General features: G+C 49.1%; 10 protein-coding genes, 1 other RNA gene and 2 pseudogenes. 2 read left to right on the top strand and 11 right to left on the bottom strand.

The window, feature by feature from the left end:
- Position 1: 1 nt before the first annotated feature.
- The 3 genes from GTU70_RS00100 to GTU70_RS00090 all read right to left on the bottom strand — a co-directional run bounded on the left by GTU70_RS00100 (position 2) and on the right by GTU70_RS00090 (position 1,612).
- Entirely contained in the window at positions 2–589 is a 588-nt protein-coding gene (locus GTU70_RS00100; protein ID WP_166096674.1) for a 5-formyltetrahydrofolate cyclo-ligase, read from the bottom strand.
- A gap of 90 nt (positions 590–679) precedes the next feature.
- Positions 680–853 carry a hypothetical protein gene (locus tag GTU70_RS00095; protein WP_166096672.1) on the bottom strand — a complete coding sequence of 58 codons (174 nt, stop codon included), beginning with the start codon at positions 851–853 and terminating at the stop codon, positions 680–682.
- A gap of 168 nt (positions 854–1,021) precedes the next feature.
- Positions 1,022–1,612, bottom strand: a complete 591-nt coding sequence (locus tag GTU70_RS00090; RefSeq protein WP_166096671.1) for an NUDIX hydrolase — start codon at positions 1,610–1,612, stop codon at positions 1,022–1,024.
- A gap of 649 nt (positions 1,613–2,261) precedes the next feature.
- On the opposite strand from GTU70_RS00090, the gene GTU70_RS00085 reads away from it, so the two are divergent.
- Positions 2,262–2,549, top strand: a complete 288-nt coding sequence (locus tag GTU70_RS00085) for a hypothetical protein (protein ID WP_166096669.1) — start codon at positions 2,262–2,264, stop codon at positions 2,547–2,549.
- 332 nt (positions 2,550–2,881) lie between these two features.
- Here the strand turns inward: GTU70_RS00085 and GTU70_RS00080 are convergent.
- Positions 2,882–3,460 (bottom strand): annotated as a pseudogene (locus tag GTU70_RS00080) (recombinase family protein).
- 729 nt (positions 3,461–4,189) lie between these two features.
- Between GTU70_RS00080 and GTU70_RS00075 the strand changes: the two are divergent.
- Positions 4,190–6,439, top strand: coding sequence for a hypothetical protein (locus GTU70_RS00075; RefSeq protein WP_166096668.1), 2,250 nt, complete (start codon positions 4,190–4,192; stop codon positions 6,437–6,439).
- 63 nt (positions 6,440–6,502) lie between these two features.
- Here GTU70_RS00075 and GTU70_RS01215 read toward each other — a convergent pair whose 3' ends face one another.
- From GTU70_RS01215 to GTU70_RS00040, 7 genes and pseudogenes are all read right to left on the bottom strand, one after another.
- On the bottom strand, positions 6,503–7,207 hold the full coding sequence (locus GTU70_RS01215; protein WP_407692125.1) for a flagellin: 705 nt from the start codon (positions 7,205–7,207) through the stop codon (positions 6,503–6,505).
- A 456-nt stretch (positions 7,208–7,663) separates the two neighbouring features.
- A pseudogene (locus tag GTU70_RS01210) lies at positions 7,664–8,227 on the bottom strand (flagellin N-terminal helical domain-containing protein); the annotation flags it as partial.
- A 328-nt stretch (positions 8,228–8,555) separates the two neighbouring features.
- Entirely contained in the window at positions 8,556–10,400 is a 1,845-nt protein-coding gene (locus GTU70_RS00060; protein ID WP_235914652.1) for a flagellin N-terminal helical domain-containing protein, read from the bottom strand.
- 495 nt (positions 10,401–10,895) lie between these two features.
- Positions 10,896–12,221 (bottom strand): site-specific integrase, encoded by a 1,326-nt coding sequence (locus GTU70_RS00055; protein WP_166096667.1) that lies wholly within the window; start codon positions 12,219–12,221, stop codon positions 10,896–10,898.
- A gap of 114 nt (positions 12,222–12,335) precedes the next feature.
- Positions 12,336–12,494: non-coding RNA, 6S RNA (ssrS, locus tag GTU70_RS00050), on the bottom strand.
- A gap of 73 nt (positions 12,495–12,567) precedes the next feature.
- Entirely contained in the window at positions 12,568–12,942 is a 375-nt protein-coding gene (locus GTU70_RS00045; protein ID WP_166096665.1) for a cell division protein ZapA, read from the bottom strand.
- 48 nt (positions 12,943–12,990) lie between these two features.
- The gene (locus GTU70_RS00040) at positions 12,991–13,224 is read right to left on the bottom strand and encodes a DUF4164 domain-containing protein (protein ID WP_407692124.1); all 234 of its coding nucleotides are present in this window, start codon (positions 13,222–13,224) and stop codon (positions 12,991–12,993) included.
- Between the last annotated feature and the right edge of the window lie 14 nt (positions 13,225–13,238).

Genomic DNA, 13,238 nt, shown 5'->3' with positions numbered 1-13,238 from the left:
TCTATTCCACCCGCCTGTTGAACCGCCGGACCCCGCTTTCGGTGAGCACGGCGTTCAGGCCGATATCATGCGGTTCCGCGGGCACAAATGCCACTTCCTGGCAATCGAAGGCAATGCCGATCAGCTGCGGGTCCATATCTTTTTTGTGAAGGCGGTCGATGGCGCGGTCGTAATAACCGCCGCCGTAGCCGATGCGGTTGCCGAGGCGGTCGAAGGCCGAGAGCGGCACCAGCATGATGTCGGGATCGAGTTCGGGAGCATCAGCCCCGGGGGCCAAAGTGCCAAAACCGTTGCCGACGAGCTCGGCGCCGGCCAGCAGCTCGCGAAACACGATGGTTTCCTTGTCGAGGATGACGGGCACGCAGAGCCGCGCCCCCCGCTCGCGCAACAGCGCCATCAGCGGGCGCAGATCCGGCTCGGAGCGGATCGGCAGGAAGGCGGAGAGGATCGTGCCCGGCACGAAACGCAACTCGGTCTCGGCATGCGCGGCCATATCGAGGCTTTTCTCGATGCGCATATCGACGGCGAGCGCATCGCGCGCCTCCAGTCTTTCCTTGCGTATCCGGCCTTTTTCGTCTTTCAGCGTCATTCACCTGCCCCCCACACCGGGCGACATTCTAACCACGCGGACGCAGAGGAAAAGGCGTTGATGCGACGCCTTTGCGGACAAAATGCTCAATCAGCGCTGCTGGATGCGCGAGAAGCTGCGGGCATCGATGCCGAGGATGTCGAGATCGCGGCCGCTGGGGCTGCGATGAGCTTCGACGGCGGCGGCTGCCGAGGCGGCAGCGCCGAAAACGGCGATCGCACGACCGAGGAAGCCGCCGCGAACGGGACGTTGACGATTGGTCATGACAGGTCTCCTTGCTGTGTATGGCTGCATACTCGCGGATGCGTGAAAATTGTGCAACGCACAATACCAGAGGGGAGCCATGCAGCAAGCGGGAGGCCGGTTAACGCCCAAAGCAATTCCAGCAAAAGTGTGGAGCGGTTCTGCTGCCGGGATTGCGAAAAACTAAAACTAGAACTGCAATTTTCCCAGCCTGCCCATCACGAGGAACACGGCGGCGATGTGCATCGCATTGGCCATGGCGCCCGACACGGCGGCACGCCCCACCGCCTCCACCGACATCAGCTCGACCGCCACTTCCTCCCCCGCTTCCGGGGCGGGTTCACCGATGCGGACCGCATTGCGCAGCAGCGTCACATGCACGTAATTGGTCTGTAGCGCCGGATTGGCGGCGAAGCGGCCGAGATAGTCCGCCTCGTCGGAATCGTATCCAGTCTCCTCGCGCAATTCGCGGCGAGAGGCGAGCAGCGGCGTGGCGTCTTCCGGGTCGACGCAGCCGCCCGGCAGTTCCAGGTCGATCAGCGCCGCCGCATGGCGATACTGGCGGATCATCACCACCTGCCCCTCCGGCGTCAGCGCGAAGGCGACGGCCCAGTCGGGATAGGCCAGCGTATAATAGGGATCGAGCACCGCGCCGGTCGCCGTCGTCACCCGCTCGGCCGACAGATCCACCCAGCGATCCCGGTGAATCGTCCGCCTGCCGTCCGCAGTCCAGGGCCGGATCACCATGCTCGCCTCTTCGAATGGATGGTTTCGGGGCACCCACGGCCCGAAAGAAGATGAAGTGCGATCCGTGGCATCCGATGGATGTTTACGATCCTGGGCGCCTACAAAAGTAGGTGGGCAAAATGCGAAAAAATCCAATGACTTCAATCACAACTTCGACAGAAGTGTGGCATAAAGTGTCGCAAGAAGCAATGCAAAAAGCGTGTCTGTAAGCCTGCAGAAGACTCAATGAAAATGCGTAGCTGGATTACTGGGCGGCTCAGATGAAACCGTTATCACGCGGTGAATCGATATTTCGATAGCGGTGTGCCGAGAAGGAAATTCACGCGAGAATACGCACCGCTGGCTCCCAAGGTTTGCAAATGTGAAATGGCGTTGAAATCACCGCGTGTACTGGTTGTTTGTCAACGACCTCCAAATTTCCAACTGGAATACCGCGTCCTACTATTCTCCATTTAGCATCGGAGAATTCCGTTTCGTATCGCCGATTTTACAGTCCGTCCGCCTCATTACCTTTCATCACAAGCTTTCGCAATAACGCGATCCGAGCATAGTCTCGATGTCCAAAAATTGAAAATATTCATATTTTCAGTTGCTTAATGGGAGAACGCAAAGGGGATGCCTTGCTTTCACGCTAAGCTATGCTATGCAAGCATACCGAGTATTTGGGAGCAATAGGTGAGATATGGCGAAACGACAAAAGCCGAAAACGCTGAAGCAGGTAAAATCCGAAATTATTGATGAGGAATATGAAGCTGTAGACGACAAACGCGGTTTGGGTTGGCTGCTATTTCGCGCACCTGGACAACTTTTTTTGTGGTTGCAATACCTTAATCCGTCGAATGGCCGCGTGCTTGTCTCAGCACGTCAAAAGGGCCATGTGGTGATGGAGGTGTGGTACTCGCTTGTCTTTTGGGCTGTATTGGCTTTCGCCTTTTACTTTTTATTCATTAAAGAGCGCGCCCTCGGCTAAGCCTTTGAACCATATTGTTTTTTCGAAATTTCTCCAATTTGAATTTCGAATAATAAGCGAATGGACCAGCACCCCAATTCTTCGAATTGGGGTGCTGGTCCATTTAAAATAGAGCTATTGTGCAAAAAAATAAATATTGATTTTCAAACTTAAAAAATATTTGAAAACATAGAACAGCCAAGAAGCAAAAGATCAATTTGTAATTTGCAAACTCACTTAATATTTAAATGAAATTTGAGAGCACATTACGCGCAACTTTAGCAAGCCGCCAAAGCGCTGGGTAAACAAGCTGTGAGCAGCCATCTTTATTACAGCCCCATTGGCACCTGCTATCAACGATAATGCTGAAGGGCACGCATAACCGTCGCCCGGCTTACGCCCAAACGTCTTGCCAGTTCTGAGTTCGTTACGCCTTCTGCTGATCCCGCGATCAGTTCGTCGCATTCCCGTTTTGAGAGAGCCTTTGGCCTTCCGAGTGTCTTTCCCTCCGCTTAAGCTCTTTTCAAACCAGTATGCGTTCTTTCGACAAGCAATTCCCTTTCGAACTGGGCAAATGCCATGATTACGTTGAGCATCATCTTGCCGATAGCCGTCTGCAATTCGAAGCCAGATAGGGCAAGGCAATGGACTTCAATACCCAAATCGGAAAGATGGCTCATTGTCCGGTTGACGTCTGCAACATCCCTTCCAAGGCGGTCGAGCTTGGTAACGATTAAGCGATCACCCTTCTCAAGCTTCAACAGCAGCGTTTTAAAGCCTGCGCGCTCCAACGCGGATTATGAACCGTAAACCGTTTCCGTGACAATCCTGTGCTTCTCAATTTGGAAACCCTTGGCTTCGATTTCCCTGACTTGGTTCTCAGTTGTCTGCTCGTTTGTAGAAACACGGCAATAGGCAAAAGTGCGGCTCATCAATTCACCCGTTCAAAATCGATGGCAAAATGTACCCGTGTTCAAAACCAAAGTAAATGGTTTTTGAACAGTGAAATACTGCACATTTCCACTGTTCAAATACGTTCGTTATTGGACATTGTTCCAATTGAGCATAGACGCCAGGAAAGCAATTTCTACGGAACATTTAACCAGCGCGTTTAATCTGATCCAGGCCTAGGTGTAATCCGCTGGCTTCTGAAGGACACGCCAATTTTCAAGGGCACAGCAATTCCCATGCCGCGGTCCTGGCGCACCACCGATTATTTAGATGCTACGCATCCTGTTGTTCTTATATATGACCCATATGGTTTATGCGGAAATGACCTGTCGCACATACCCTTAATAATATATAAGCCCTTTGCGACAATTCATTTTCTGAACCGTTATTCGCAACAAGAAAGCACAAGAAGCACATCCAAAGACGAAACGTCGTAATGCGTGTATTTTATGAGCGAAGCGAAGAAAATACAAAGCATTATGCGTTTCGCCGTCGATGTCAGCCGCGAAGCGATGCTGACGTCGCGCAATTCGATTTATCTTGAGTTTTCCACAAAATTTATGATAAATAAACATATATGGACAGCAGCCTGATGTACTGACTTGTTCCAATCAAGTCAACAATGGTTGCTCATCCATTTATTCCGAATACTTAGGATCAAATGGTGCTCATCAGGCCGCTATTTGATCCTATTTATTTTGGAGATAACAATGTTGAATATAAATTATATAGATAGCCCAATCGGTTCAGGAAAAACTCATTTCATTATCGACACGATTGAGCAGTCGCCTGAAAAAACAACAGTAGGAACGCAAACTAACGCGTTGAGCAACGAATATCAGAGACGCCTGGGGCAGGTGGAGAACAAAATAATCTCGACCGAGACCGTCGAAAAAGTCAATCACTCTTACCAAAAGAGCCTCAACACAAAGCGTGTCATCATCGCGAACCAGAACGTCGTTTTCAATACTCCGAGCACCAATCGAGCGGTATTTCTTGACGAAATTCCAGACCCCTATAGCTTCATCAAGATCAACAAAATGAATGCCACAGCAGCCTACTGGGCTTCTGCATTTTCATATGCCAGTACAAGCAACTCTGGATATTATCGCCTTGCACCAACAGATAAAATGCGCAGTCTCGCTACAGCGCGAGATGATGAACATATTAGCCGTACGGCATTGCAAAATTTGTTTCAGAAAATCTGCAATGAATACAACCACGTTTACGTCAATGCAGCGCATTTTAACGAGTTGCAGCAAGGCAAGAGAGAACAGCTCCAAGCTCACGTCGTCATGCAGCCTACAATGTTGCAATACCGATCACTGACCGTCGCTGGCGCAAATTTCACCGACTCCATTTTCTACCAGCTGTGGTCACGTCAAGTTGGATTTACTCAACTTGCTGCTCCGCTGCGTTATGGCAACTTGAGCCATAAAGCCGCTCTCACGAGCATCTTCTATCTGTCGGAGGTCGATATGAGCCGACGATTGATGGACGCAATTGGATATCAAAAGTTTCTCGACGAAGCAGCCAAAGCAATCAGGCACAAGTTCGGAGAACAGCCTCATATCTATTGCTTAAACAATGAGAAGGGAGATGATGGAGAGCTCGTTTGGCCCCTACCGAGCGGAACACGAATTTCGCCTGATCCTCGGGGCGAGGACAAATACAGTCACTTCAATATGGCCGTACATCTCGCCAATCTGAATGACGACCCAGCTTCGTTCTCCTTCTTGGCGGACTTCTACAATTTAGATAGCCGAACAGTGAAAATTGCTAGGACATATGAGCGCCAGCACCAATTTCTCGGGCGTACTTCGTTGCGCGACATGAGTTGCCAGAAGCCTGTTGTACTTATTTTTCTCGACAAGGCCGCAGCCTTTCATCAACGCGATCTAATTGGTTGCGCCGATCCCGAGTTCATCGACCTCTCCATTCCAGAACTTTACGCAATTGAAGAGAAGAAAGTACGCACCGCAACGGAAAAGAAGGAATATAATAGACTACGGCAAAAAGCACTGCGCGAAAGGAAGAGAGAGATTGCAAATGATCACGGTACAACATTTCAGTATACCGATTTCGATTTAAGGATATGGACGAATTTTAATGACGTCAAGCCCACGACATACACATGCAAATGGAATGACATTGTCAATTTGCTTTTATATTATTCAAAAATCAAAGTACATTCGAATTTAAATAACGCAAAACACAGTGACCATAAGAAAGCGTGCCAACTGTTTCGGGAGGGTCATTTTGTGGACGTGAACAAACCCACTTTAAAAGATAATATTCTTTCTTCCAATTTGTTAATTCTCGACATCGACGATGCAGAGGGAAGTCCGGAGCAGCTGTCGATCTTTCTAAAGAAAAAAAATATAACTCATCTTATCGTGCATTCGTTTTCACGAAAAAATAACTACAACAGCTTCAGAGTGATCATTCCCATGGACGAGGCTGCTAATAAAAATAACTACAAGCAGATATTGAATAATTTGGAATTAGATATAAATGCGACCTATCCCTATCAATATCCAATTGACTACAACTGCAGGAACATAACTAAGTGGTTTTTTCTGCCTTCACGATCTCATTTCGAATGCGATATATTTATTGACGGTACTGTTAAGGTCAATGAATTCGTCGATATGCCGAAATTTCTCAGTGTCTCGAGGGAACTTTCGCGGAATATAAAAGTATCAACCAAGATAACGAAGCCAAAACAATTTACCGGCAGTCCAAATACGCAATGCGCTGACGATATTCTCAATTACTGGGCTGTTTCGCCAGGGCAAGGAAAAGGAAACCAAAATTTCTTCCTTGCTGGCCGCCATCTGAAGAATGCCGGCTATTCTGAAGAAGACATAAGGTTTCTCTTGGAGAGCAATAAGAGCATGTTTGGTAATGGCAACGACCGCGATACGAGTTCTGTTATTAAAACATTGTTTTATAAGTAATTTTGGGGGGCCAGTGCCCCCATTTTCCCTGCTCCTAGAAGCGGCTTCAGTTCTCTGTAGCCATCATTGTCTAAAGAGCTGCATGACGTTCTCGGCATTGCTGTTGGCAATCTGCAAAGCCTGAATAGCAAGCTGCTGTTGGGTTTGAAGCGCTTTAAGGCGGGTGGATGCCTCGTCCATATCCGCATCAACAAGGCGTCCAATACCCTTGCTGAGTGTTTCCATAAGGGTGGCGGCGAAGTCAGACTGCATGTCTACACGGCGTTTGATTGCACCAAGGCTACTGGCGCCATCAGTTACGCCTGAGAGCGCGCGTTCAACAGTTTCTATATAGGCATCAGTGAAGTGAGGGTTCGCGGACACGTCGATATCGACAACATTGATTTCGAGGCGCGGTTCGTTGCTCACCGCTGTGCTTATGGAAATACCAGCTTTGCTACCTCCTCTTATATCGACATTTGGATCGATGTGAAATCTTACTCCGCTCCCGGTGTCCGTTATGATGAGTCCGGGGATTGAGATCGAGGCGTTCAAAATAGTTGTCAGGTCTGCGGAACTTGCAACATCGCCAGAGTTATTCCCAAGCAAAGAAAAAATTATATCCTTGTTGATAATGAAATTTGCCGATTTATCGTTGAACCGTATACCAACATCTACTGACTCGCTGCCATCTATTTGGAACGGCGCATTGAATGGAATTATGAAGTCTTGCGGCACTTGTCCAGCATCGCCAGTACTATGATCGATTACCGCGGCGCTTAGACTCATACCTTGCCCAATCGGGGTAAGCTGCCAAGATGAATTTTTATACGGAAAAGGTTCCTTAGTATTAATATGAACCTCTCCAGAGGAGACAGTAACGACAAGTGGGTGGTTTCGTAAAGCATATGCCCAAACAGAGGCCATTTCGTATACATTGTTGATGATTCCGCCATTCGCCGGGTATATGGTGTCTATAACGGATTTATCGATCTTTATATTGTATGTAGGTGAGTCTGGAGTTGAAACTCCGGTATCAAGGTATTCTTGCACATCGAAACCGAAAATTAGATTGGTATCATACTCAACGATATTGAAGTCTAATGGATAGCCATGATCTAACAATGTATTGCCAAAATTCTCTCCCGTAACGGACGGCTTCGAATAAGCTATATAATAGCCATCCGCATCGGGTATCGCTGTTCTTAATCCGCGAATTTCACGCAAATCTCGGAGATCAGTCTGTAGGATACCTCCACCCCCTGTGTTGAACAGCGACGTTTGGGCTCGGTCGATATTAACCGTGCCAACACGTACGCTACCGTCGGTACTTCTGACAAATGACGAGACAATCGAGGTCGAACGCGATTGTAAATCCGCGTTGATGAGGTTAGGAATGTCCGTGCTTAGCCAGTTTACGCCGGAAAATGATGCGGAACTCGAAAGGCTCAAGAGTGAGTCCTGAAGCTGGCTGATTTCCCTCTGAATTTTATTTTTGTCGACGCCCGGCTCTTTCGCTGCGACAAGTTTTTTCTTCATTTCGGTGAGAACATCGACAGTGGACTCCATCGCCGAATATGCAACGTCTACGGTCGCTGCACCGAGACCCAATGCATCCGCTACAGCCGAAATTGCCATGTTGTCAGAACGCATTGTTGTCGAAATCGACCAATAGGCCGCGTTGTCAGACGCTGCCTTAACGCGCAGCCCCGAACTAACTTGCTCCTGTGTCCTGTCGAGGCTGGAGCCAATCGTGCGAAGCGTCTGCAAAGCAGCCATTGCTGCGGAATTCGTCAAAATGCTGGTCATGTTAAACCTAGGGCACAAGCCAAGGCATCGCCGCGTAACATTTGCGGGCGTTCTTGATGTGCTAAAGTTATGTGGAAATGGCAGGCTTTTACGCTGTTCGCCTCATGGCGAGAAAAAACACGTACTCAAATTAATGTTGACGGTGACGAGTGCTCTTCGAATCGAGCAACTTGTGATCGTCTCTGTTAACTGTTTTCTAATGTTTCTGGTTAACAAAAGGTTAACAGGCGCTTCCATAAAGTTGCATTACGAACTTCTCATGAACCGATTCCTGTAAAAAAAGGGGGCAATGCCCCCTGAAAGTGTTCGCCAGATTTGATCCCACAAATTATTGCCTGAACAGTTGCATGACATGTTCCGCATTGTTGTTAGCGATCTGTAGAGCCTGAATGGCAAGTTGTTGCTGGGTTTGCAGCGCCTTAATGCGGGTGGATGCCTCATCCATATCAGCATCGACAAGTCGCCCGATGCCCTTATCTAGTGTGTCCTTCAATGTATGCGCAAAATCGGTCTGCATATCGATACGTGTCTTGATGGAGCCAAGCTTTGTGCCAGCACCAATTGCATCAGCCAAGACAACGTCCATATACCCGAGGTAGATGCCGATCTTTTGCGGATTGGAACCAATGTCGATGTCTAAGAAGTTTTGTTCAGCGAGAGGCTCGATGCTGACGAATATGCCGGTAAAACCGATAGCAGTCTTGCGGCCAGATAGACGGTCTACCGTCTTATCTGAGCGTAGCGAAATCTCCGTTGGTCCCGTAACTTCGATAATGACATCAGGCCAGTCCGTTCCGATCAACGATTGAAGCAGAGTGACCATTTCAGCCGGCGTGTCTATTTTCCCGTCGGTTTTCCCTAAAAGATTGTTGACGTATGTCCGATCAAACTCGTGATTGGTAGCCGATGCACCGTTTACCGAGAATTGGAAGTTCACTTTCACGCCGTCATAATTGTCCCCATCCGTAAAAACTTGAAAAGGCACGAAGTAAACGGGCATCCGTGATCCACGAATACCATAGTGAACGGGAGTGTCGGACAAACCTCCACTTCCTACGTCGCTATAGAAATTGGTCAGTTCCACGGACGACCCGTCAAGGCCAGAGTCTTCGCGGGTTGCGAATACGATCCTATTTGGGATAAGGCCGCCATGGCTGTCTGAGACATTCGTTGTCAGCGCACCGGAGTTCGTTTGCGCCAATGCTCGATTGAGTATCAGAGTGTATTCCACGAAATTCGAGATCACCCCGTTTGCGCTAGGCATCCAAGTATCAATAAGATTTCGGTCGATAACAACGTGCGTGGTTTTCCCTGGATTGTAGGGAGGGTCAACGTCGGCAGGATTATCAGCATCAACCGTGACGTCGAATGAAACGATATCCCCGGGATTGAACGTCAGAGGGCCACTAAAATTGAAATCGAATTCGCCACGGTTGCCACCGTATGTGTTGGTATTGTCCATATGGATGATGCCCTGCGTATCCATATAGGTGTCGTAATTTCTTATTCCGCCAAGCGTCTTCATTTTTCGATTGTCGGGCTGCAGTATACCTCCTCCGTTTTCATTGAACAACGAAGTCTCTGATAGATGAAAGTCTGTGGTTCCGATACCAACGCCGCCATTTTGCGAGCGAAAGAACGAAGACGTGAGCGATACCTTATTATTGGTATTATCATTTATATCTAATATGTTGGTATTCAGCCAATTTACGCCATTGAAGCTTGAGGAGCTTGCAATTGTGACGACCTGATTTTTCAACTGCTGTATTTCTTTTTGTACTTTTGATTTATCTACGCCAGGTTCGTTAGCGGCGACCAATTTCGCGCGAATTTCGGACAGGACATTCACGGTAGCTCTCATACCTGCATGAGCCGTATCGAGAGTGGCGGCACCAAGCCCCAATGCATCCGCCACAGCAGAAATCGCCATACTGTCGGAGCGCATCGTTGTCGAAATTGACCAATATGCTGCGTTGTCCGCTGCGGTGTTAACGCGAAGTCCAGAACTGACACGTTCTTGTGTCTTGTCGAGGCTGGAGCCAATGGCGCGGAGCGTGTGCAATGCGGCTGTCGCTGCGGTATTTGTCAAAATGCTGGTCATGTTTAAGCCCAAGGCACGAGCCAAGGCACCGCGCGCACCATAAGTGCGCTCGTCGTTGGTGTGCAAAGTCATGTTGAAATGGCAGGGTTTTACGCAGCTCGCTTCATAGCGAGAAAAAACTCAAAAAATATTCTACATTTCCGAGAGCGGATCGAATCGAGCAACCAGTGATCGGCTGTTCTTAATGTTTTCTAATATTCGTGGTGAACGAGAGGTTAACGTAGACCAGCATTAAGTTGCACCCATATAAATTGGGGGCGCATGTAAATGGCAGATTGCACGCCTAAAGCGTGCAATCTGCCAACGTAACCCGGCGGGACACCAATTCAGGCCTGCTGTCCGAAGCCGTATGGATGACAGTACTGGATACATTCGACTGAACGATATTATCTTCAATTCCTTCTAAATTCGAAATTATATCAATAATATTGTTTAGTATTGACAATATATATTCATTCATCGAAATTAAGTGTTTGACTTTATAATTGATATCTCTATCTAATTCACAATTATCCATAATTTATTTCCTTATTTATATTATTTGCATTTTATTTGTATTTATAAATTTCATAGGAAGCCAAGATCCAATGATCTAAACTGAAGTTTGCTAATCGATTGGTGGAGAGAAGTAATGCCATAACCTCGTCCATACACAGCGCGCATTCCGCGCTGCGCATGCCCTTGCAGTTGATCGATAATCGCTGCGTCAATTTCGCTGTCACGACAGAACTGCTCAAAGGTATGTTTCATCGAGTGCCAAACCTTCTTTTCCCCTTTGATCCCGGCAACCGACAGCATTTTGTTGAATAGTTTTGAAGCATGCCTCTGGCGTTGCTCGGGAGGTCCGATTTCAATTTCTGAAAAGAGGCGGTCTTCTTTAGATTTACATCTAACAAAATCCAAAAACCCGGCATTAATCAAGTTTTTATGAATCGGAATTTGGCGCTCTGATGAATAATTTTTAAGTCTTTTCGCATTATTACTATTGATATCTAAGAACCAGATGCCATCCTCTGACTTAACATCGCTCGCTGTGAGTTGTACCGCCTCCATCAGGCGAAGCCCTGCAAACAGCGATAGCAGCGGGATCCAAAAAAGACCGTGCTCCTTGAGACTCACGCTACCGGCGCTACTCCAATTAGCTACGCTCTTAACACCGTGAAAGACGGGCAAAGCAAAGAGTTTATTTAGCTCGTCAACCGTAAAGCCACTGCGGCTATTTCGCTTTTCTTTCGCAGTGGGCATTCTGGGCATCATCGGGTTGATTAAATTGGTGAGGGTGGCTTGGTAATTCCCCCTCGCCCACCCGAAAACCAACGACGCTGTGGTCATGATTTGACGCACACTCTCATTCGATAATCTGGGGCGATTGTCATCTTTTGCTAATGCAGCGATTTTCAACTTTGTTAGGCCGCGATAAGCCTTGTAGGAATGCGCGTTAGCTGGAAGTGAAAAAAGCGATTGCTTGAACGCGCGAATGTCCGCCTGCGTGTATAGCGACAGCGGTTTGTCACCGCATATTTCAAGGAATAGACGTATCTGCGATTGACGCGTATTTTCAGTCTTTGGCGACCATCCTTTTTGGCGCTTCAGCTCCTGAAAACATTCGCTAGCAACGACCGACATTAATGGTTCGTGATAAACCAATGGCGTATTCACACGGGCTTTAGGGGCTTGCCGATTTCTGGGCTGGGCAGCGGACCTAAATTCCTCGAATTTCTGGTCGATTTTCACGATAGATGCCGGAAGCAACTTACGCGCGGCTCGAAAATCCGTCGTTCCCAGGGAAATTTGCTCGACGGCTTTGCCGTAAATATCGCGGATGTCTGCTGGCACACACACCCGCTGATAATAGTACCCGTTCTTCCGCTTAAACAAACGGTGCTGTTTCATGCATCGCCTTCATCATCGACCAACAGTATGACACCCAGTGTGACAAAGAGTGTTGCGAAGCTTGATCGAGGCGTTTTGGCGAGCCTGAGAAAACTTGAAAACTTAAAGATTTCAGTGCGATCCGTGGCATCCGATGGATGTTTACGATCCTGGGCGCCTACAAAAGTAGGTGGGCGCCATGTGACCAAGCCCACAGGCCTGGTCAGGGACAGCTCCCGTTAGATCGAGTATGGCCCCGAGGAATGTGGTTCCTGTCGAGAAGCACAGATCGCAACAGGGAATATAGGAAGATTTTTTTCGCTGCGCCAGTGGGCGGCGATGGAATTTCAGCGAGGCGTTTGCCTGTCTACGCTTCCGGCGCCGGGCGGGCGTTGAGGCGGGTGGCGATGCCCTGGATGCGGGCGGTCAGCTCTTCCAGCATCGCGGCCAGCATTTCCTCGGTGCGGGCGGTGGCGGCGCGGTCGTCGTCGCGGTTCTGGTTGATGCGGTTCAGCTCACCCTCGACCTTGGCGAGGCGGCGGCCGACGTCGGACAGTTCGTCCATCACCATGATGCCGGCCATAACGGTGATGCGCAGGTCGCCGATTTCGCCGAACTGGGTCTTGAGATGGCTGACATAGCGGTCGAACTTGTCGGCAAGCTCGCTCAGGTGGTTTTCCTGACCTTCCTCGCAGGCCATCCTGTAAGCCTTGCCGTCGATGGTGACCGTGACCTGCGCCATATCCGCGAGAACCTGCCTTTCGTATTTCACCCCCGATGACAGGGACGTTCAGCGGTCGAGGACCGCCCTGATCGTTTCCATTGCAGTCACGAGACGCCGGGACACCTCGCGATTGACCTCTTCCAGCCGGTTGGCGCGGAACTGGGACTCGTCGAGCTCCTGCGCCAGCCGCGAACGGTCCGCATGCACGCGCCGCACCTCACCCTCGATCTCGCTGTGATCGCGCTCCCGCTCGAAGCGGATGTCGATGGCATTTTCGAGATGGGAAAGGGCCGCCTTCATTTCGAGGACCGCCA

It is taken from the genome of Rhizobium flavescens (assembly GCF_011319365.1).
This window is presented reverse-complemented; position numbering and strand designations above follow the sequence as displayed.